Here is a 19,544-nt window from a genome sequence, read left to right as displayed (position 1 = left end):
CTGTCGATGAGTCTACAACACGCCGAGTAGTCTCAGCGGCGCGGTACGCCATCTTCTTCAAGGGTTCTGGCCATCCAGGCCTCATTGGACAGTGCGATGAGACGTTCCGCCTCGGCCACGACCGCGTCGTCGCCGGTCCAGCCGTCCCCGTTCCGCCGGGCGCGGAGCAGCCGGACGAGCTGGTCGGCGGTGCGGGCGTACTCGATCTGCTGCTGCTCGTACTGCTGGGCCGCGCCGTATCCGACCACGGCCGTCGTCACCGTGGCGACCACGCCCACCCACACGGCGAGGCCGAGCCCGTCGCCGAGCACGCCGACCACGGCGGCGAGCACCGCGCCGGCCGCGGTCAGGCCCGTCGTGACCACCCGGATCCGGCGGGCGGCGGCGCCCGTCCGCCGGGCCTCCGGCAGGTAGTACCGCTCGACCTGCCGGTCCACCCGCTGCACCAGGTACGACGGGACGTCCGACACCGCCGGCAGCGGCCGGGCCGGCGGGGCGACGTCAACCGTGTGCCCGACCAGGTCACCGGCCTCGTCCAGGATCGCGTCCACGCGGCTCAGCAGCACCGCGTCGCGGTCCGGCCCCCGGTACGGGGCGACACCGGCCAGATGGCGGTGCACCTCGGCCTTCAGCGACTCGGCGACCGAGCGCAGCCGCGTCCAGACCTGCACCGGCTCACGGGCCGTGGACCGGGCGGCCAGCGGGACGAGGCCGAGCGCCGCGGCGGCGACGATCGCCAGCGCCCGGCTCGCCGCCAGGTGCACGGTGCCGAGCTGCGCGGCGGCGGTGCCGGCCACGGCGGCGACCACCGTCAGGCCGCCGACCAGACGACGACCCCGGACGATGCGTCGCCGCGCCGCGTCCGCCGCCCGGGACCACACACCCTGCTGCTGCCAGACCGTCTCGAGCACGGCTGGCGAATCGACGGTCGACACTCCCCGAATGGTATGGCACCGGATCCGCCGCCGGCGACGTCACCGCTCTGGCGGCTCCGGACAGCAGACCGTCAACGCGCCGGGCACCACGCGGACCTTCAGCTTCGTCACCGCACGCCGTGCGCCGCCGTCCAGCTCGTACGTCCGGGGCGCGGCGAGCTTCACCTTGACCCGGCGGCCCCGGGTGATCCGCACGAACGGCGACTCCTCGGAGCGGCCGGCCGCCATCCGGCCCAGCGTCCGTGCCCAGTCGACCGCGCCGTTCGCGGTCGACACGCCGATCTCCAGGGCGCCGTCGTCCGGCCGGGCGTCGTCGAACGCCGGGATGCCGCCGGTGATCGTGCCGACGTTGCCGAACAGCACGCAGCTCGCCTCGCCGTCGAACCACTCGGCGCCGTCGACGGTGATCCGGGTGGGGACCAGCTCGCCCCGCACGTGCCGCGACCCGGTCCACAGGTACGCGATCCGGCCGAGCCGGCCCTTGAGCTTCCGGTCGGCCTCGCGGATCAGATCGCCGTCGAAGCCGGCACCGGCCATCACCGCGAAGTGCTCGCCGTTGAGTCTCCCCAGGTCGAGCGCGCGGCGCGGGCCGTGCAGCCCGATCCGGACGGCCTCCGTCAGGTCCTCGGGAATGCCCAGGTTCGCCGCGAACAGGTTCGCCGTGCCGGCGGGCAGGATCGCCATCGCCGTGCCGGTGGCGGCGAGGGTGTCGGCGCAGCGTTGCACCATCCCGTCCCCACCCCACACGAAGATCAGGTCGGCGTCCTTCTTCAGTGCCTTGCGCACCTTCTGTGGCGCCTTGCGGCTCTTCGGCACCTCGTACCAGATCAGGTCCTCGACGCCCGCCGCGACCAGCTCGGTGCGCAGCGCGTCCAGGCCGCCGCCGAGGGTCTTCTTCCGGTGCGCGACGACCGCGACGGTGCCGACCCGGGTCGGCACGGCCGTCCCGCGCTCCGCTGTGCTCGTGCTCATGTCCCGGTGTTACCCAACCGGCGTCGCTCCCACGCTGGCGGCGCGTTCGCCCCTCCCCGCTCGTCCGCAGCCTGGCGCCCACCGCTCGCGGAGGCGGTGACCGGGCAGAGTCGACAGCACCCGCCGGACGCTGGCAAGGTGGCGGCAGTGCGCCTGAAGCGGCCCGGCAGCGGGGAGGCCAGGAATTGATCGCTCGACCGGGGCCGAGGCGGGAAACAAGCTTCCAGAGCGACCGGTTCACGTCCTGGCGGCAGGTCCAGAGCGGCCTCTGGCTACCGCACGACGCACGCTCCCGGCCCCCTGCCGTCGAGCAGCGCGGTGACCAGGACGAGCCGTCCCGACCGGCGGATGACCGTGGCGATCCGGCTGGTGCCCGTACCAGGTCGGAGAGGGACGCACTTCCGGGCCCCGCGCTCGTCCGGAGGCGACAGCGCGACGGTGGCCGTCAACGCACCATAGCGAAGCGACAGCTGGTCGCCCTGGCACTGCTGCTGTTGGTGACCGCCACCGCGAGCGGTGTCGGCTACGGGAGAGTGGCCTACCGGTCCGCACCGATCCAGGAGAACAGTGGTAGTCCGACCTACGTCGCCGACGTCCCGGCAAAGATCGAGTCGCTCTCCTTCGACGTGGCCGTAGGTGACACGATCACCACCACAACCATCACGTTGACCCTCGCCGGCTGGTCGCCGGGTGAGCCGCTCACCCTCACTTCACCTACCGGGGACAAGGTTGACGTCGTCAGGTTGAACGCGCGGGCGGACGACGGCAGGTCGATCGGTTCCGACGGCTGGCGACATGTCGGTACGCCCGGACTCGGCGAGCGGGACGAGTCACATCTCGTACTCGTCCCCCAGGCGCTGCCGGCACCGTCCCAGGTCTCGGTCAGCCTCCGCAACGGCAGCCTGTCCCACTCCAGTCAGTACAAGTTCGTACGCACAGCGCGTATCGACGTCGCCGGCGAGCGCGGATCCGCGACCTCCGCTGACGGCACCGTCTCCGTTCACACGGGCGCCTACAAGGTGGACCGCTTCGAGACGGACGGCGTGAGCCGGCCGGGCGAGTCCGAAGGATCGATCACCAGGTACTCGCTGACCTCGTCTCAGGTGCCCGGGGCCAACGAGGACCGGCTTCCCGTACCCGCGGTGTCGATCGACCTCGTGGACGTGGAGCGGGAGCGTACGCGGGAGCCGGACCTGCTCGTCCTCGGCGCGGTCCTCGGTATGGCGGGAGCGCTGGTCATCGAGATCCTGCTGACCACGGCCTACCTGAGCACGTCGAGAGCGTCAGCCGCGCGCGACCCGTGACGGCGGCCGGGGGCCGTCCCGTCATCGCACCGCGCACAGATCGCCGGCGCCGATGCGGGCGATGGTGTCCCTCGGGCCGAGGCCCGAGGCGAAGCCCCTGACCGAGTGCTCCCCGACCGCGTCGGTCTCCACCCACCATTCGGGACCGAGGCTGGTCTCCGTCAGAACGAAGGTCCGGCCGTACAGTTCGCGAGCCCTCGCCACGGTGTCGCCGAGGCGCAGTCCCTGGTCCGTCGACGCCTTCCCAACGTCCCGGGCGACCGGGGTGATCGGATCATCAGCCCGGGGACCGAAGAGGTAACCGGCCAGCCCACGGTCGTTGAAGACGAGCACCACTCCGTCCCAGGCAAGGATCCTCGACGTCGCGGAGCTTTCGCAGACCATCTCGTGGGCCTCCTCCGGACCCCAGCGCTCACGCAACCGCCCGCTGGCCTGCTCGATGGGGTCGCCGAACTCGACGAGCGAGAATCCGTCACCGCTCAGCGTCAACCGGTCCCGGTCGGCGGGCTCCTCGTCACCTTGCGGCAGCGAACAGCCGGAACCGGTCAGGACCAGGAAGATCAGGAGGGCAGCGGCTGCGGCCCGCGTACGTCGTCGAGCACCAGCCTCATTCATCGATGTGCCTCCTCGGCACGGCACGAGGATCCGGATACCTCAGTCTATGGACGGCGCGCGGCGGCAGCTCCACGGCGGAGCCTGACCAGGGGAGGCGGTACGGTCTGCCGCATGGTTGCTGACCGCTCGCTCGGCCGCCCGTTCTGGACGTTCTGGACCGCCGCCGCCCTGGCCAACCTGGGCGACGGTATCCGGGTGGCGGCGTTCCCCCTGCTGGCCGCCGCGCTCAGCGACGACCCGGTCGCCGTGGCGGCGGTCGCCGCCGCGCAGTTCCTACCCTGGCTGGTCACCGGTCTGCTCGCCGGTGCGCTGGCCGACCGGCGGGGCGCCCGTACGGTCATCGCCACCGCCGACGCCGGGCGCGTGCTGGTCCTGGCGACGCTGGCCGTGGCGGTGGCGACGGGCTGGGCGACTATCGCCCTGGTGGTGGCGGCGTCCTTCCTGCTCGGCGTCGGCGAGACGCTGCGCGACACCGCCGCGCAGACCGCCGTGCCGCGGCTCGTCCGCGACGAGCACCTGGAGCGGGCCAACGGACGCCTGGTGGCCGGGGAGATCGTCGGCAACGAGTTCGTCGGCCCGCCGGTCGGGGCGCTGCTGTTCGTCGTCGGTGCCGCGCTGCCGTTCGCGGTCAACGGTGCCGCCCTCGCCCTCGCGGTGATGCTCGTGCTGTCGCTGCCGCTGAGCCTGGCCCGACCGCCGGTCCGCAACGCCGGGACCGAGGCCGGCGGGACCGGCGCCGGCGGGGGTGTCCTGGCCGGGCTGCGGTGGCTCGTCCGGCAACGGGTGCTGCGTACGCTCGTGGTCGTCGGCGCGGCGATCGCCGCCGCGGACACGGCGTGGTTCGCGATCTTCGTCCTGTACGCACGGGAGAGCCTGGGCCTGGGCGCGCTCGGTTTCGGCCTGCTCCTGGCGACCGGCGCGGGTGGCGGGCTGGCGGGTTCGCTCCTCGCCGGCCGGGTGCTCGGGCGGTTCCGGCACCGCGACGTGCTCGCCGTCACGCTGGCGCTCACCGGCGGCGTGCCCGTCCTGCTGGTCGTCGCCCCGAACCGCGTCGCGGCCGTCGTGGTGGTGGTCCTGACCAGCGCGTCGTTCGCCGTCCTCAACGTCGCCGCGCTGTCGCTGCGCCACCGGCTCGTACCCGAGGGCCTGCTCGGCCGGGTCGTGGCCGCCTCCCGCACGCTCACCTACAGCTGCACGGCGCTGGGCGCCCTGGCCGGCGGCGCCCTCGCCGCCCAGGCCGGGCTGGTCGCGCCGTTCCTGCTCAGCGGCGCGGTCGCGGTGGTGGCGACCGCCGGCTGGTGGGTGGCGTCGCGGCCGTCCACCGCCGGCTGACCGGGGCGCCGGCGGCCCGGCGCCCCGCACGACCGTCAGAGGGTACGGGCGAGCCGCTCGGCGAGGATCCGCGTGAACCGCGACGGATCGGCCAGTTCGCCGCCCTCGGCCAGCAGCGCCATCCCGTACAGCAGCTCGGCGGTCTCCCGCAGCGACTCCTCGGTGCCCCCCTGCTCGCGGGCCTTGCGCAGTCCGCTGACCAGCGGATGCGTGGGGTTCAGCTCCAGGATCCGCTTGACCTGCGGCACCTCGTGGCCCATCGCCCGGTACATCTTCTCCAGGGTGGGCGTGAGGTCGGTGGCGTCACCGACGACACAGGCCGGGGAGGTGGTCAGCCGGGACGACAGGCGGACCTCCTTCACCTGGTCGGCGAGGGCGGTGCCCAGCCAGGTCAGCAGGTCGGCGTAGTCCGCGCGCTGCCGCTCCCGCTCGGCCTCGGCCGCCGTGCGCTCCTCCTCGGTGTCCAGGTCGACCTGGCCCTTGGCGATGGAGCGCAGGGTCTTCCCGTCGTACTGGCCGACGCGGTCGACCCACACCTCGTCGACCGGGTCGGTGAGCAGCAGCACCTCGAAGCCCCTGGCGCGGAACGCCTCCATGTGCGGCGAGTTCTCGATGGTCGGGCGGGACTCGCCGGTGGCGTAGTAGATGTCGGTCTGGCCGTCCTTCATCCGGCTGACGTACCCGGCGAGGTCGGTCGGTTCGGCGGCGTCGTGGGTGGAGGCGGCGGAGATGATCTCCAGCAGGGTGTCCCGGTTCTCCGTGTCGTCGATCAGGCCCTCCTTGACCGCGGCGCCGAACTCGGCCCAGAAGGTGCGGTACCGCTCCGGCTGGTTGGCCTTGAGTTCCTTGACGGTGGCGAGGACCTTCTTCACCAGCCGGCGGCGGACCACCTGGATCTGCCGGTCCTGCTGCAGGATCTCCCGGGAGATGTTGAGTGACAGGTCGTGCGCGTCCACCACGCCCTTGACGAAGCGGAGGTACGACGGCATCAGCGCCTCGCAGTCGTCCATGATGAAGACGCGCTTGACGTAGAGCTGCACGCCGCGGCGGCCCTGCGGGGAGAAGAGGTCCAGCGGGGCGTGGGCGGGCAGGAAGAGCAGCGCCTCGTACTCGAAGGTGCCCTCGCCACGCATGTGCACGACCTCGAGCGGGTCGGCCCAGTCGTGGCTGACGTGCTTGTAGAACTCGTGGTACTCGGCCGGCTCGACCTCGTCGCGGGGCCGCGCCCACAGCGCCTTCATCGAGTTGAGGGTCTGCACCTCGCTCGTGGGCTCGCCGCCGTCGGCGCCGGGCCGCTCGACGGCCATCCGGATCGGGTGGGCGATGAAGTCGGAGTACCGCTTGACGATCTGCCGGATCGTCCACTCGGCGGTGTAGTCGTTCAGGTTGTCCTCGGTGTCGGTCGGCTTGAGGTGCAGCGTGACGGCGGTGCCCTGCGGCGCGTCCGCGGCCGGGGCGATCGTGTACGTGCCCTCGCCGGTCGACTCCCAGCGGGTGCCGCCGCTCTCCCCCGCCCTGCGGGTGACCAGCTCGACCCGGTCGGCGACCATGAACGCCGCGTAGAAGCCCACCCCGAACTGCCCGATCAGCTCCTGCGACGCCCCCGCGTCGGTGGACTCGCGCAGCTTGCGCAGCAGTTCGGCGGTGCCGGACTTGGCGATCGTGCCGATCACCTGGACGACCTCGTCGCGGGACATGCCGATGCCGTTGTCCCGCACGGTCAGCGTGCGCGCGGCCCGGTCGACCTCGATCGCGATGTGCAGGTCCGACGTGTCGACCTGGAGATCCTTGTCGACCAGCGACGCCAGGCGCAGCTTGTCCAGCGCGTCCGAGGCGTTCGAGATCAGCTCCCGCAGGAAGACGTCCTTGTTCGAGTAGATCGAGTGGACCATCAGCTGGAGCAGCTGACGGGCCTCCGCCTGGAACTCCAACGTCTCGGTGCTCACACCGTGTCCTTTCGTCCGCGCAGCCGGTGCCGGGGCGCGCCGACCCGGGCCGGCGCGTTCCGAAGAGGTTCGCCGAAAGGATACGAGCACCTCACGGAGGGCGACCCGACACCCGCGCCCTCACACCGCCAGGGCGGCCCGGACCGCGGCGCCCGCGCCGGCGCCGGCGTCCCCGGCCGACGTCACCCGCCCCGATTCCAGGACGTGGTAGCGGTCGGCCACCCGCAGCGCGAAACCCAGGTGCTGCTCGACCAGCAGCACGCTGATGCCGGCCTGCCGGGTGAGCCCGACGATCCGGTCCTGGATCTCGGTCACCACGGACGGCTGGATGCCCTCCGTCGGCTCGTCGAGCATCAGCAGCCGGGGCCGGGTGATCAGAGCCCGGGCCAGGGCGAGTTGCTGCCGCTGCCCGCCGGAGAGCAGGCCGGCGCGCCGCCGCAGCAGCGGCCGCAACGCGGGAAAGAGGTCCAGCGCGTCGGCGGTGGCCGCAGCGCCGTCACGCCGCCCGTCGGCCACCAGTCGCAGGTTCTCCCCCGCCGTCAGGTGCGGGAAACACTGCTGCCCCTGCGGCACGTACGCCAGCCCGCGCGCCACCCGCTGGTGCGGGGCGAGCCGGGTGACGTCCTCGCCGTCCAGCTCGACGGTGCCGGCGTGCGGACGCAGCAGCCCGGCGGCCACCCGCAGCAGGGTGCTCTTGCCGGCCCCGTTGTGACCGAGCACGGCGACCACGCCGTCGGTGGGCACCGCCAGGTCGACGCCGTGCAGCACCCGGCTGCGGCCGTACCCGGCGGACACCCCGCACAGTGCCAGCATCACGCCTCGCCTCCGCTCGAACCGCTGTCGACCGGGTGGCCGAGGTAGACCTCCTGCACCCGGGGGTCGGCCTGCACCTGCGCCACGGTGCCCTCGCTGAGCACCCGGCCGGCGTGCAGCACGGTGACCGTCCGGGCGAAGCGGCGCAGGAAGTCCATGTCGTGCTCGATCACCACCACCGTGCGGTCGCGGCTCACCGTCTCCAGCAGGGCGCCGGTGGCGTCGCGCTCCTCGTGGCTCATCCCGGCGACCGGCTCGTCCAGGAGCAGCAGCTTCGCGTCCTGCACCAGCAGCATCCCGATCTCCAGCCACTGCTTCTGGCCGTGGGCGAGGGTGCCGGCGAGCCGGTCGGCATGGCCGGCCAACCCGACGGTGTCCAGCGCCGCGGCCACCTCGTCCGGCACCCCGCGCCGCCGCCGGGCCAGGGTCGCCCAGCTCCGCCGCGCTCCGGCCGCGATGTCGAGGTTCTGCAGGACGGACAGCTCCTCGAAGACCGACGCGGTCTGGAAGGTCCGGCCCACCCCGAGGCGGCTGATCCGGTGCACCGGCCGGCCGAGCAGCTCGTGTACGCCGAAACGCACCGAGCCGGTGGCCCGGACCAGCCCGGTGACCGCGTCCACCAGGGTGGTCTTGCCCGCGCCGTTGGGGCCGATGAGGAACCGGATGTCCCCGGGCGGCACGTCCAGGCTCACCCCGTCGACGGCGGTGAAGCCGTCGAAGCTGACCCGCAGGTCGCGGATCACCAGCCCGTCCGGCCCGCTCACGCCGCCGCCTCCGTCCGGCGCCGGCGCAGCCGGGTCAGTGGACCGCCGCCGGTGCCGCGCCGGCGGCTGAACAGCGCCGCCAGGCCGCCCGGAAGGAACGCCACGACCAGCACGAACAGGCCGCCCTGCAGGTACGTCCAGGTGCCCGGGAACCGCTCGGACAGGGCGGTCCGCGCCCACGCCACCGCGACCGCGCCGAGCACCGGGCCCAGCAGGGTAGCCCGGCCTCCGACGGCGACGCCGATGACGAACTCGATGGACGGGACGATCCCGATCAACGCCGGCGAGATGATGCCGACCGCCGGGACGAACAGCGCCCCGGCCAGGCCGGCCATGCCGGCGGCGGTCACGTAGGCGACCAGCTTGACGCTGGCCGGGTCGTAGCCGAGGAAGCGGACCCGCTCCTCGCCGTCGCGGACCGCGACCAGAAGTTCGCCGTAGCGGCTCTGGATCAGCTGACGGGCCAGCCACAGCAGCGCCAGCAGGGCGGCGGCGATGAGGAAGTAGACCGTCCGCTGGTTGACCGGGTCGTCCAGGTCGTAGCCGAAGAAGCCCTGGATGTCGGTGAGCCCGTTGGTGCCTCCCGTGGTGCCCTGCTGGCCGATCAGCAGGATCACCATGGCGGCGGCCAGGGCCTGGCTGAGGATGGCGAAGTACGCGCCGCGTACCCGCCGCCGGAACACCAGCGACCCGAGCCCGAAGGCGACCGCCATCGGCAGCAGCACCGTCGCCGGCAGGGCGAACCAGGGGCTGGCGAACGGACGCCACCACAGCGGCAGCTCGTCGAGTTGCCCGTACAGCCGCATGAAGTCGGGCATCTGGCCCGGACCCGCGTCGGCGAGCTTGAGGTGCATGGCCATCGCGTAGCCGCCGAGTCCGAAGAAGACGCCCTGGCCGAGGGTGAGCAGGCCGCCGCGGCCCCAGGCGATGCCGATGCCGATCGCCACCATGGCCAGGCACAGGTACTTGGCCAGCAGCGACAGCCGGAAGTCGGACAGCACCAGCGGCGCGGCGGCGAACAGCAGGACGGCGCCGAGCGCGAACCCGACGGCGGTCCGCAGCCGGCCGGCGCGGCGGCCGCGGCCGGGGCGTGGGCCGGCGGCCGGGGCGGGGTCGACGGCGGTGGTGGCGGGCGGTCCGGCGAGGGCGGTCATGCCAGGCTCCTGGTACGCAGGGTGAACAGGCCCTGGGGCCGCCACTGGAGGAACGCGACGATGGCGATGAACACCATCACCTTGGCGACGCTCAGCGTGGTGAGGTACTCGCCGGTGGCCTGGAGGACGCCGAGCGCGAACGCCACGATCACGCTGCCCTTGAGCTGGCCGATCCCGCCGACCACGACGACCAGGAAGGCGTCGATGATGAGGTTGGTGCCCATGGTGGGCCCGATCGGGCCGAGCAGGGTGAGCGCGACGCCGGCGACACCGGCCAGGCCGGAGCCGACGAAGAAGGTGATCCGGTCCACCCGGGCGGTGGGGATGCCGGAGACGGCGGCGAGGTCCCGGTTCTGCACGACGGCACGGATCCGCCGGCCGAGCGGGGTCAGCCGCAGCGCCAGGGTCAGCGCCGCCACGGCGGCCAGCGCCAGGACGAGGATGAACAGACGGTTGTTCGCGACGGTCACCCCGCCGGGCAGCGCGACGTTGCCGGTGAGCGGCTCCGGTGCGCGGGTCTGCACGTTGGGGCTGCCGAAGACGTCCCGGGCGAGTTGCTGGAGGATCAGCGACACGCCCCAGGTGACCAGCAGGGTGTCCAGCGGGCGGGCGTAGAGCCGGCGGATCAGCAGCGCCTCCAGCAGCACGCCCATCGCGCCGGCCACCACGAACGCGACCGGCAGCGCGACCAGCAGCGACCATCCGGCGCCGGTGATGGTCTGCTGCAGGACGTAGGTGGTGTAGGCGCCGGCCATGATGAACTCGCCGTGGGCCATGTTGATCACGTTCATCTGGCCGAAGGTCAGCGCGAGGCCGAGCGCGATGAGCAGCAGCACCGCGCCGATGCTGATGCCGGTGAAGAGTTGACCGAAGAGGACTGTCACGGTGCGTACTCCGAACGGGTGGGGTGGCCCGGGCGGCAGGGCCGCCGCCCGGGCCACGTCGGTCAGCTCAGGCCGCTCGCCCAGGGGTAGCTCTTGAGGTACGGGTCCGGCTCGATCGGCTGGCCGGAGTTCCACACCTCGGTGATCAGCCCGTCCGCGCCGATCCTGCCGATCCGGGCGGTCTTGGCGATGTGCTGGGTGGTGCCGTCGACGGTGACCAGGCCCTCCGGCGCCTCGAAGGTGATGCCGTCGGCGGCGGCGCGCACCTTCTCCACGTCGAAGCTGCCGGCCTTCTCGACCATCGCCTTCCACAGGTGGACCGAGACGTACGCGGCCTCCATCGGGTCGCTGGTCGGCTTGTCCGCGCCGTACTTCGCCTTGTACGCGGTCACGAACTTCTCGTTCGCCGCGCCCGGCGTGGTCTGGTAGTAGTTCCAGGCGGTCAGCTGGTCCTTGAGGTACTGCGTGCCGATGCCCTTGACCTCCTCCTCGGCGATCGACACCGAGACCACCGGCAGGCTGGCGGCGGTGAGCCCGGCGGAGGTGTACTCCTTGAAGAAGGCGACGTTGCTGTCCCCGTTCAGCGTGTTGAAGACGGCGTTCGCGCCGGACGATTTCACCTTGTTGACGATCGTGCCGAACTCGGTGGACCCGAGGGGGGCGTAGTCCTCCCCGGAGACGGTCATTCCGTTCGCTTGCGCGTACGCCTTGATGATTTTGTTGGCCGTTCGCGGGAAGACGTAGTCGCTGCCCACGAGGTAGACCGACTTCACGCCCTGAGCCTTGAGATAGTCGAGCCCGGGAACGATCTGCTGGTTGGTGGTCGCGCCCGTGTAGAAGATGTACGGCGACTGTTCCAGGCCCTCGTACTGGACGGGATAGAACAGCAGTGCCTTGTTCTTCTCGAAGACCGGCTTGACCGCCTTGCGGCTGGCCGAGGTCCAGCAGCCGAAGACCGCGGCGACCCGGTCCTGGCTGATCAGTTTCTCCGCCTTCTCCGCGAAGGTGGGCCAGTCCGAGGCGCCGTCCTCGCCGACCGGCTCGATCTTCTTGCCGAGTACCCCGCCGGCGGCGTTGATCTCCCCGACGGCGAGCAGGATCGCGTCTCGGACGGTGACCTCGCTGATCGCCATGGTGCCGGAGAGCGAGTTGAGCAGTCCGACCTTCACCGTGTCGCCGGAGACGTCGGCGCTGACGCCCGCGGCGGTGTCGGTGTCGGTGGTCTTGCTGCCGCACGCGGCCAAGGCGGCCGCGACGACCAGGGTCGTGGCACCCGCCAGGATGCGGCCCCGGATCAATGACATCTGTTCTCCCTGCGCTGTGCGTGGAGCAGCGGTCGTGTCAGGTCATGTCGACGTCGGTGTCGCGGTGCGGTCCCGGATGACGTCGGCGGCGGCCGGACGGCGGGTGGACGCCGGCCGGATCCGCGAATTGGTTGTCGGGCAGGGAAAGCTTCGATCCGCTTCGTTGCGCGGACGTTTCCTGCGCCTCAATAGACTGTTTCCGGCCCGCCTGAGCGGAGGCATGAAAAATGCCGGCCACGCGCCGCCGGAAAATCGGCGACAGGCACCGGCACACAATTATCTGAGGCCCCGGCGGGCAATTGGCCGCCTCCGGGGCAGGCGTTCACGACATCCGGGTCCACCCTGGATACTTCACGCAGGAAGCATCTTAGGCGGCCAGCCCGGCCGGCTGTCAAGGTCGCCCTACAACTCCGTCCGGACGGCGAACTCCAACCCGTCGGCCTCGGCCAGGTAGATGCGCTGGCGCACGTGCCGGCGCCGCAGGCGCAACTCGCCGCGCGGCCCGTCGTACGTGACCACGTCGGCCGCCGCCTCCACCCCGCGCACGTCCAGCGTGCCGGCTTTGCCGATCAGCGCGGCGAGCAGCATGACGCCCTCGTAGCAGGACTCCCCCAGGCTGCCCAGCGGCGGCGCCTCCACCCCGAAGCGGCGCGCGAAGGCGCCGTGGAAGTCCAGGCTCTCCGGGGTCACCAGGCCGGCGAAGAAGCCCGCCGTGCTGTACAGGTTGGCGGTGGCGCTCACCCCGCTGGCCAGCAACATGTTCTCGTCCATCAGCGTGCTCAGCCGCAGGCACCGCTGGTCCAGCCCGGCCCGGGCGAACGCCCGGTTGAAGCGCACCGCGTCCGCGCCGACAAGCAGCATCAGCACCGCGTCGGCCTCGGTGCGTTCGATCCGGCGCAGCGCCTCGGCGAACGCGTGCGTCTCCAGCGGCAGGAAGTGCTGCCCGACCACCCGGGCTCCGCAGCGCCGGGCGTACCGCCGGGCGGCGAGCCCGGTCCGGCGCGGCCACACGTAGTCGTTGCCCACCACGAACCACCGCCGCATCCCCAGCTCAGCGGAGAGCAGCCGCATCGCCGGCCAGAGCTGCGCGTCCGGCGTCTCGCTGGTGAGGAACACCCCCTCGGTGCGCTCCCCGCCCTCGTACAGGGCGGTGTACACGTACGGCACCCGGTGCGCGACGCGCGGCGCCACCGCCTGCCGCACCGAGGAGATGTGCCAGCCGGTCACCCCCTGCACGGCGCCCATCGAGACCAGCGCGTCCACCTCGGCAGCCACCTCCGCCGGCGGTGCCCCGCCGTCGACCGGCACCAGCCGCAGCTCCCGGCCCAGCACCCCACCCCGGCGGTTGACCTCCTCCACCGCGAGCTGCGCGCACAGCTCGCAGCTCGGCCCGAACATGCCGGCCGGCCCGCGCATCGGGTAGACCAGCGCGACGCTGACCACGTCCCGGTCGACGGTGAGCCAGGGCGCCCCGGCGGTGAGGCGCTCCCCCGCCGGTGGACGCCCGGACCCCGGGACCGGCACGGACATGAACACATGGTGGCCGTACCCGCTCCGCGCCCGCCAGCGCTCCCCACCCAGCGGGACGACTCGGTACGATGGCGGAGCCACCGCCAGGCGGGAGTGCCATGCCAGACCTTCCCGGGACGCCAACCGACCTGCTTCCCCTGCTCACCCGCGCCGAACGCCTGCTGTCCCGCCGTGTCGGCGCGGTCCTCGCCGCCGAGTCGCTCAGCATCGAGGCGTGGCGGGTGCTCGGCCTGCTCGCCGACGGGCTCGGGCACCCGATGACCGAGGTGGCCGCCGAGGCGTCCCTGCCGCCGGGCACCCTGACCAAGCTGGTCGACCAGCTCGTCGACCGCAATCTGGTCTTCCGCCGCGTCGATCCGGTCGACCGGCGGCGCATCCGGGCGTACCTCACCGAGCGCGGCCGGCGCGAGCACGCACGGCTGGACGCGGCGGTCCGCGCGGAGCTCGCCGCGCTGACCACATCGGACGACGCCGGCCTGGCCCGGCAGCTCGACGACCTGATCGGCCGGCTCGACCCGCACCGCCGCAGCGCACCCGTGCCCACCTGACGGTTCACGCCGCGGCGGCGTGCTCCACCAGCGTCAGGTGGCGGCGCAGCGTGTGCGCGTCCGGGGCGGTCGCGGTCCACAGCGTCGCCGCGCCGCCGGCCAGCGGCAGGCGGGCGGCAGTCCCGCCGGCCGTCACCCGGGGCGGCTCGACCGGCCGCGCCGGGTCGAGCACCAGCAGCGAGCCGGTCGCGGATGCGCCGCCGAGCACGGCCGGCCCCGCCCAGCCAGGCGCGCCCGGCCCGACCGACAGCGCCTGTCGCAGCAGCGGCCGGCCCCCGTGGTCGACGCTGGTGTGCACCACCGCGTCGCCGGGCAGTTCGCCGTGCCGGCCGCAGACCAGCTCGTCGCGCCAGTACAGGGTGCCCCCGTCGGCGACCGCCACCCGGGACTCGGACACGTGCCCGCAACCGGCGGCGGCCACCAGTTGCTCCGGCAGCCAGTGCAGGACCGCGCCGGCCGCCACCGACGCCCGCACCAGCAACCGGGACGTCGCGCCGGGCCGGCCGGGCAGCGCGACGGACGCGGCGACGGTGTGCACGCGTACCGCCGCACCGGCCGCCACCTCGACGTCCAGCCGCAGGTCGTCCCCGGCGAGCGGCCCGGCCGCTCCGCCCACGACGTACACCGTGACCCCGTGCGGCGTCCGCACCTGACGCAGCAGCAGCGGGCTCTCCCCGCGCAGCTCGGCGAGGACCGTGCGGCCGTGCCGGTCGACGCGGGCCACCAGCCGGGCGGCGGCCCGCATCACGCGGACCCGGCGGGGACGCGGTGGTGGGCGGCCAGCTCGTGCCGGATCCAGTCGGCCACCGGGCTCGCCGTCCGGTCCGCCACGATGGAGAGGAACACCGTCGGCAGGTCGCCCCGGCGGGCCCGGGCGTCGCGATCCATCACCGACAGGTCCGCCCCCACCATCGGGGCCAGGTCGGTCTTGTTGATCACGAGGAGGTCGGCGGCGGTCACCCCGGGCCCGCCCTTGCGGGGCACCTTGTCCCCGCCGGCCACGTCGACCACGAAGATCTGCCGGTCCACCAGGCCCCGGCTGAACGTGGCGGTCAGGTTGTCCCCGCCGCTCTCCACAAGCACCAGATCCAGCGGGCCGACCGCCTCGGCCAGCTCGTCGACCGCGTCCAGGTTCGCACCGATGTCGTCGCGGATCGCCGTGTGCGGGCAGCATCCGGTCTCCACCGCGCGGATCCGCGCCGGGTCCAGGACCCCGGCCCGCCGGAGAAAATCGGCGTCCTCGGTCGTGTAGATGTCGTTGGTGACCACGCCGAGGCGCAGCTCACCGGCGAAGGCCCGGCAGAGCGCCGCGACCAGGGCGGTCTTGCCGGAGCCGACCGGGCCGCCGATGCCGACCCGCAGGGCGCGGCCGGCGGGCGCGAGCGGCACGTGCGGGTCGACGCCGGGCTCGGGGTGGGTGTGTGGAACGGACTCGTCGTGCGCGATCTCAGGACGCAAAGAGACGCACCTCCCAGGTGGCGTGGTCTTCGGCATGGATGTCGGACAGGGGCGCGGCAGCGGCCGGCAACGCCTCCGGTGGGCCGTCGGCGGCGGCCACCGCGGTGGCGGCGGTGGCGTCGCACGCGCCGGCCAGGTCGGCCAGCAGCGCGTGGACGTGGTACGGGTCGAGGCCGAGCAGCCGGAGCCCGGCGCTGGCCGCGCCGGTGACCGTGCCGTACGCGGCGACGAGCGCGGTGTCCCCCGGGTCGAGCCCGGCGGCGGCCCCGACCAGCCCGAGCACCAGCGGCTGGTGGGGACCCTCGCCCGGATCGGGCAGGCCGGCGAACGGGCCGCCCGGCCAGACCCGGCGCCCGGCCCGCAGCAACGCCCGGCCCTGACGGCGGGAGACCGCCCGCAGGGCCGACGCGGCGGTACGCGCGTCCAGCTCGGCGTCGAGCCGGGCCAGCACGGCATCCCTGCGGCCGGCCGGGGCGGCCCGGTGCGCCGCCGCCGCGAACGCCGCGCCGACCAGCCCCGCCGTGGCCAAACGGCCACGCAGGAACGCCCCGAGCGTCCCGAGGTCGGTGACCCGGCCGGCCGCCACGGCCGCCTCCAGGCCACCGGAGTGGGCGTGCGCCCCGGCGGGAAACCGCCCGTCGGCGAGGAGCAGGAGCAGGCTGCGCGTGCCCATCAGAACAGGAAGTACCGCTGGGACATCGGCAGCTCCGGCACCGGATCCGGCTCCACCACCACCCCGTCGACGCGGACGGTGAAGGTGTCCGGATCCACCTCGATGTGCGGCATCGCGCCGTTGTTCGGCAGGTCGGCCTTGCCCCGCGACCGCACGTCGGCCACCGGGACGACCCGCCGCCGCACGTCCAGCCGCAGCCCGGCGTCGAGCGCGGCCGGCGCCACGAAGGCGAGGCTGGTGGCGGCGGGCGCCACACCGTAGCCGCCGAACATCGGGCGCGGCAGCATCGGCTGCGGCGTCGGGATCGACGCGTTCGCGTCGCCCATCTGGGCGTACGCGATGAAGCCGCCCTTGAGCACCAGGTGCGGGCGGACGCCGAAGAAGGCCGGATCCCACAGCACCAGGTCGGCGAGCTTGCCCGGCTCGACCGAGCCGATCTCATCGTCCAGACCGTTCGCCATGGCCGCGCAGACGGTGTACTTCGCGACGTACCGCCGGGCCCGGTGGTTGTCCGCCGCGCCGTCGCCGGGCAGCGCGCCGACCCGGGCCTTCATGACGTGCGCGCTCTGCCAGGTCCGCAGGATCACCTCCCCGACGCGCCCCATCGCCTGCGCGTCCGAGCCGATGATCGAGATCGCGCCCAGGTCGTGCAGCAGGTCCTCAGCGGCCATCGTGGACGGTCGGATCCGGCTCTCGGCGAACGCCAGGTCCTCCGGCACCGCCGGATTGAGGTGATGGCAGACCATCAGCATGTCCAGGTGCTCGGCCAGCGTGTTGCGGGTGTACGGGCGGGTCGGGTTGGTCGACGACGGCAGGACGTTCGGCTCGCCGGCCACGGTGATGATGTCCGGCGCGTGGCCGCCGCCGGCCCCCTCGGTGTGGTACGAGTGGATGGCCCGCCCGCCGATCGCCCGCAGCGTGTCGGCCACGAAACCGGCCTCGTTGAGGGTGTCGGTGTGGATCGAGACCTGCACGCCGGAGGCGTCGGCGACCCGCAGGCAGGCGTCGATCGCGGCGGGCGTCGTGCCCCAGTCCTCGTGCAGCTTGAAGCCGCCCGCCCCGGCCCGCAACTGCTCCCACAGCGCCTCGGTGGAGACGGTGTTCCCCTTGCCGAGCAGCAGCACGTTCACCGGGAACGCGTCGAGGGCCTCGTGCATCCGGGCCAGGTGCCAGGCGTTCGGGGTGACCGTGGTGGCCCGGGTGCCCTCGGCCGGCCCGGTGCCCCCGCCGACCAGGGTGGTGACGCCGCTGGCGAGTGCTTCGGTGACGATCTGCGGGCAGATGAAGTGGACGTGGGTGTCGACCGCCCCGGCGGTGAGGATGCGACCGTTGCCGGCGATCACCTCGGTCGCCGGACCGATCACCAGGTCGGGATGGACACCGTCCATGGTGTCCGGGTTGCCGGCGCGGCCCAGCGCCACGATCCGCCCGTCGCGAACACCCACGTCGGCCTTGACCACGCCCCAGTGGTCCAGCACCACCGCACCCGTGATCACCGTGTCGAGGGCGCCCTCCGCGCGGGTCGCCCGGGACTGGCCCATCGACTCGCGGATGACCTTGCCGCCGCCGAAGACAGCCTCGTCGCCGCCGGCGCAGTGGTCCTGCTCCACCTCGATCAGCAGGTTGGTGTCGGCCAGCCGGATCCGGTCACCGGTGGTCGGCCCGTACAGGGCGACGTACCGGTCCCGTGCGACGGCGCTCATGCGGTGGGCCCTTCACTCGTACCGTCGGACCGGTCCTCGGAACCGGCGGCGCGACCCCGGTCGCGGCCGTCGAGCGGGCCGGCGCAGGCACCCCGCAGGCCGGGCACGACCCGCGCGCCGCCCAGCGGCACCAGCTCGACCTCCCGGCTGACACCCGGTTCGAAGCGCACCGACGTCCCCGCCGGCACCGCCAGCCGGTGCCCCCAGGCGGCGGCCCGGTCGAAGCGCAGCGCCGGGTTCGCCTCCGCGAAGTGGTAGTGCGACCCCACCTGCACCGGGCGATCGGCGGTGTTGACGACGAGCAGGATGGTCACCGGCCGCCCGGCGTTGATCTCGACCGGACCGGACGCGGGCAGGACCTCGCCCGGGATCACGGGATCGGGTGGTGCACCGTCACCAGCTTGGTGCCGTCCGGGAACGTCGCCTCCACCTGCACCTCCCTCAGCAGCTCGGGGACGCCGTCCTGCACGTCGTCCCGACCGAGGACGGTGCGCCCGGCGGACATGAGGTCGACCACGGTGCTGCCGTCGCGGGCCCCCTCCAGCAGGAAAGCGGTGATCACCGCGACGGCCTCGGGGTAGTTGAGTCGCAGGCCACGGTCGCGCCGCCGGCGGGCGACGTCGGCCGCGACGTGGACGAGCAGGCGGTCCTGCTCGTGCGGGGTGAGATACACGGGTGCTCCCGGTGGGGTCGGTGCGTCCCGGCCCGGAACCGGACGCACGGCGCCCAGGGCTCACGAGCTGAGGATCACACGGACGCTGACCGGCGCCGGCGGGACGATCCCGGGACTCCACCAGCCCGGGCCGCTTGCGCGCCACCCAGCGGTCGTCGGCTACGGACCGCACCGCGCCACCGCTGACCAGACCGTAGAGGATGCGTGCCCGGCGGAGCAACCGGGGGGATGCGCCCGGGCGGGTGGCCCGTCGCCGGTATCCGACCGGTGGCCGGTCCGGAGGGTTGGGCTGCCCTGCGCGGCGTGTCCGGTTCGGCGGCGGCGCGGCCGGGTGCGGTGTCCGGTTTGGGGCCGGGTGTCGGGTGGTCGGCGCCACCCTGGCGGCGGAATGGGTGGGTGGGCCGGGTCGTTGTACATGGCGTGACCGCAGGACCCGCCCCCACCGGGGTGGCCGGCCACCGGGAATGACCCGGCAGCCGAGGCGGTTACATCTCCCCGGACCCCCGAGCACCCCCCTGCCGGGCCGTGTCCGTTCGCGACACACCTTTCCTACCGCGACCCAAGGGCATCCCCCTGCCCCGGTCGCGTACCCCCGAGCGAAAGGGCTTCGATCATCATGCGTACCGATCTGCTGCGTAAGACCGTGCTGACCACCGCCGGTGTGCTCGTCACCGGTGGCGCCGTGGCCGCCCCCGCGTCGGCCGTGTTCGCCGCCCCCACCGTGGACAAGCCTGCCGTGCAGGCCGACCGCAAGGGTGAGCGGGAACTGCGCGTGGACTACGAGGCGCAGGACACGTTCTTCTACTGCGGTCCGGCCGCGGCCCGTAACGCCCTGTCCGTGCAGGGCAAGGACATCGACCAGCACGAGATGGCCGAGCGGATGGGCACCACCGAGGCCGGCACCAACTCCATCAACGACATCACCCCGATCCTGAA

20 protein-coding genes are annotated in these 19,544 nt (G+C 73.2%); 4 read left to right on the top strand and 16 right to left on the bottom strand.

Going from position 1 to position 19,544, the window contains the following annotated elements; translation table 11 throughout:
• Nucleotides 1-32 precede the first annotated feature (32 nt).
• Together ABTW87_RS22670 and ABTW87_RS22665 are read right to left on the bottom strand one after the other, a co-directional pair.
• Nucleotides 33-935 (bottom strand): DUF4231 domain-containing protein, encoded by a 903-nt coding sequence (locus ABTW87_RS22670; protein WP_350652949.1) that lies wholly within the window; start codon nucleotides 933-935, stop codon nucleotides 33-35.
• A 39-nt stretch (nucleotides 936-974) separates the two neighbouring features.
• On the bottom strand, nucleotides 975-1,907 hold the full coding sequence (locus ABTW87_RS22665; protein WP_350652948.1) for a diacylglycerol/lipid kinase family protein: 933 nt from the start codon (nucleotides 1,905-1,907) through the stop codon (nucleotides 975-977).
• A gap of 497 nt (nucleotides 1,908-2,404) precedes the next feature.
• On the opposite strand from ABTW87_RS22665, the gene ABTW87_RS22660 reads away from it, so the two are divergent.
• Entirely contained in the window at nucleotides 2,405-3,211 is an 807-nt protein-coding gene (locus tag ABTW87_RS22660; protein WP_350652947.1) for a hypothetical protein, read from the top strand.
• 21 nt (nucleotides 3,212-3,232) lie between these two features.
• Here ABTW87_RS22660 and ABTW87_RS22655 read toward each other — a convergent pair whose 3' ends face one another.
• Nucleotides 3,233-3,826 (bottom strand): hypothetical protein, encoded by a 594-nt coding sequence (locus tag ABTW87_RS22655; protein WP_350652946.1) that lies wholly within the window; start codon nucleotides 3,824-3,826, stop codon nucleotides 3,233-3,235.
• 111 nt (nucleotides 3,827-3,937) lie between these two features.
• On the opposite strand from ABTW87_RS22655, the gene ABTW87_RS22650 reads away from it, so the two are divergent.
• Nucleotides 3,938-5,158, top strand: a complete 1,221-nt coding sequence (locus tag ABTW87_RS22650) for an MFS transporter (protein WP_350652945.1) — start codon at nucleotides 3,938-3,940, stop codon at nucleotides 5,156-5,158.
• A gap of 35 nt (nucleotides 5,159-5,193) precedes the next feature.
• Here the strand turns inward: ABTW87_RS22650 and htpG are convergent, their stop codons facing one another.
• The 7 genes from htpG to ABTW87_RS22615 form a co-directional block, all read right to left on the bottom strand.
• On the bottom strand, nucleotides 5,194-7,104 hold the full coding sequence (htpG, locus tag ABTW87_RS22645) for a molecular chaperone HtpG (protein ID WP_350652944.1): 1,911 nt from the start codon (nucleotides 7,102-7,104) through the stop codon (nucleotides 5,194-5,196).
• Nucleotides 7,105-7,224: 120 nt separating this feature from the next.
• Nucleotides 7,225-7,917 carry an ATP-binding cassette domain-containing protein gene (locus tag ABTW87_RS22640; RefSeq protein WP_350653014.1) on the bottom strand — a complete coding sequence of 231 codons (693 nt, stop codon included), beginning with the start codon at nucleotides 7,915-7,917 and terminating at the stop codon, nucleotides 7,225-7,227.
• A complete protein-coding gene (gene urtD / locus ABTW87_RS22635; protein WP_350652943.1) occupies nucleotides 7,917-8,681 on the bottom strand; it encodes an urea ABC transporter ATP-binding protein UrtD in 765 nt (254 codons plus the stop codon). The genes ABTW87_RS22640 and urtD overlap by 1 nt, the downstream gene beginning before the upstream one ends.
• Nucleotides 8,678-9,835 (bottom strand): urea ABC transporter permease subunit UrtC, encoded by a 1,158-nt coding sequence (gene urtC / locus ABTW87_RS22630; RefSeq protein WP_350652942.1) that lies wholly within the window; start codon nucleotides 9,833-9,835, stop codon nucleotides 8,678-8,680. The genes urtD and urtC overlap by 4 nt, the downstream gene beginning before the upstream one ends.
• Nucleotides 9,832-10,719 carry an urea ABC transporter permease subunit UrtB gene (gene urtB / locus ABTW87_RS22625; RefSeq protein WP_350652941.1) on the bottom strand — a complete coding sequence of 296 codons (888 nt, stop codon included), beginning with the start codon at nucleotides 10,717-10,719 and terminating at the stop codon, nucleotides 9,832-9,834. Before urtB ends, urtC begins: the two co-directional genes overlap by 4 nt.
• A 62-nt stretch (nucleotides 10,720-10,781) precedes the next feature.
• A complete protein-coding gene (gene urtA, locus ABTW87_RS22620) occupies nucleotides 10,782-12,023 on the bottom strand; it encodes an urea ABC transporter substrate-binding protein (RefSeq protein WP_350652940.1) in 1,242 nt (413 codons plus the stop codon).
• Nucleotides 12,024-12,425: 402 nt separating this feature from the next.
• Nucleotides 12,426-13,553, bottom strand: a complete 1,128-nt coding sequence (locus ABTW87_RS22615; RefSeq protein WP_350652939.1) for a substrate-binding domain-containing protein — start codon at nucleotides 13,551-13,553, stop codon at nucleotides 12,426-12,428.
• A 98-nt stretch (nucleotides 13,554-13,651) separates the two neighbouring features.
• Here ABTW87_RS22615 and ABTW87_RS22610 point away from each other — a divergent pair, with 98 nt between their 5' ends.
• Nucleotides 13,652-14,101: a MarR family winged helix-turn-helix transcriptional regulator gene (locus ABTW87_RS22610; RefSeq protein ID WP_350652938.1), complete on the top strand. Its 450-nt coding sequence runs from the start codon at nucleotides 13,652-13,654 to the stop codon at nucleotides 14,099-14,101.
• 4 nt (nucleotides 14,102-14,105) lie between these two features.
• Here ABTW87_RS22610 and ABTW87_RS22605 read toward each other — a convergent pair whose 3' ends face one another.
• From ABTW87_RS22605 to ABTW87_RS22580, 6 genes are read right to left on the bottom strand one after another with little or no spacing between them, the layout of a single operon-like run.
• On the bottom strand, nucleotides 14,106-14,846 hold the full coding sequence (locus ABTW87_RS22605; protein WP_350652937.1) for an urease accessory protein UreD: 741 nt from the start codon (nucleotides 14,844-14,846) through the stop codon (nucleotides 14,106-14,108).
• Nucleotides 14,846-15,559, bottom strand: coding sequence for an urease accessory protein UreG (ureG, locus tag ABTW87_RS22600; RefSeq protein ID WP_350652936.1), 714 nt, complete (start codon nucleotides 15,557-15,559; stop codon nucleotides 14,846-14,848). Before ureG ends, ABTW87_RS22605 begins: the two co-directional genes overlap by 1 nt.
• The gene (locus tag ABTW87_RS22595; RefSeq protein ID WP_350652935.1) at nucleotides 15,549-16,232 is read right to left on the bottom strand and encodes an urease accessory protein UreF; all 684 of its coding nucleotides are present in this window, start codon (nucleotides 16,230-16,232) and stop codon (nucleotides 15,549-15,551) included. Before ABTW87_RS22595 ends, ureG begins: the two co-directional genes overlap by 11 nt.
• Nucleotides 16,232-17,935, bottom strand: a complete 1,704-nt coding sequence (locus ABTW87_RS22590) for an urease subunit alpha (protein WP_350652934.1) — start codon at nucleotides 17,933-17,935, stop codon at nucleotides 16,232-16,234. The genes ABTW87_RS22595 and ABTW87_RS22590 overlap by 1 nt, the downstream gene beginning before the upstream one ends.
• A complete protein-coding gene (locus ABTW87_RS22585; protein ID WP_350652933.1) occupies nucleotides 17,932-18,309 on the bottom strand; it encodes an urease subunit beta in 378 nt (125 codons plus the stop codon). The genes ABTW87_RS22590 and ABTW87_RS22585 overlap by 4 nt, the downstream gene beginning before the upstream one ends.
• A complete protein-coding gene (locus tag ABTW87_RS22580; RefSeq protein WP_155331938.1) occupies nucleotides 18,306-18,608 on the bottom strand; it encodes an urease subunit gamma in 303 nt (100 codons plus the stop codon). The genes ABTW87_RS22585 and ABTW87_RS22580 overlap by 4 nt, the downstream gene beginning before the upstream one ends.
• Before the next feature lie 616 nt (nucleotides 18,609-19,224).
• Between ABTW87_RS22580 and ABTW87_RS22575 the strand changes: the two genes are divergently transcribed.
• Nucleotides 19,225-19,544, top strand: a 320-nt coding sequence (locus tag ABTW87_RS22575; protein WP_350652932.1) for a C39 family peptidase, incomplete at its 3' end; no start/stop codon positions are given.

The organism is Micromonospora sp. NPDC126480 (genome assembly GCF_040302465.1).
In the GTDB taxonomy this organism is placed as follows: Bacteria; Actinomycetota; Actinomycetes; order Mycobacteriales; family Micromonosporaceae; genus Micromonospora.
This window is presented reverse-complemented; position numbering and strand designations above follow the sequence as displayed.

What these genes read in the sequence shown, in the direction of transcription:
- ABTW87_RS22665 (WP_350652948.1), bottom strand. Translation starts at nt 1,907, where the DNA reads ATGAGCACGAGCACAGCGGAGCGCGGGACGGCCGTGCCGACCCGGGTC.
- ABTW87_RS22655 (WP_350652946.1), bottom strand. Translation starts at nt 3,826, where the DNA reads ATGAATGAGGCTGGTGCTCGACGACGTACGCGGGCCGCAGCCGCTGCC.
- ABTW87_RS22650 (WP_350652945.1), top strand. Translation starts at nt 3,938, where the DNA reads ATGGTTGCTGACCGCTCGCTCGGCCGCCCGTTCTGGACGTTCTGGACC.
- ABTW87_RS22640 (WP_350653014.1), bottom strand. Translation starts at nt 7,917, where the DNA reads ATGCTGGCACTGTGCGGGGTGTCCGCCGGGTACGGCCGCAGCCGGGTG.
- urtC (WP_350652942.1), bottom strand. Translation starts at nt 9,835, where the DNA reads ATGACCGCCCTCGCCGGACCGCCCGCCACCACCGCCGTCGACCCCGCC.
- urtA (WP_350652940.1), bottom strand. Translation starts at nt 12,023, where the DNA reads ATGTCATTGATCCGGGGCCGCATCCTGGCGGGTGCCACGACCCTGGTC.
- ABTW87_RS22615 (WP_350652939.1), bottom strand. Translation starts at nt 13,553, where the DNA reads ATGTCCGTGCCGGTCCCGGGGTCCGGGCGTCCACCGGCGGGGGAGCGC.
- ABTW87_RS22610 (WP_350652938.1), top strand. Translation starts at nt 13,652, where the DNA reads ATGCCAGACCTTCCCGGGACGCCAACCGACCTGCTTCCCCTGCTCACC.
- ABTW87_RS22605 (WP_350652937.1), bottom strand. Translation starts at nt 14,846, where the DNA reads ATGCGGGCCGCCGCCCGGCTGGTGGCCCGCGTCGACCGGCACGGCCGC.
- ABTW87_RS22595 (WP_350652935.1), bottom strand. Translation starts at nt 16,232, where the DNA reads ATGGGCACGCGCAGCCTGCTCCTGCTCCTCGCCGACGGGCGGTTTCCC.
- ABTW87_RS22590 (WP_350652934.1), bottom strand. Translation starts at nt 17,935, where the DNA reads ATGAGCGCCGTCGCACGGGACCGGTACGTCGCCCTGTACGGGCCGACC.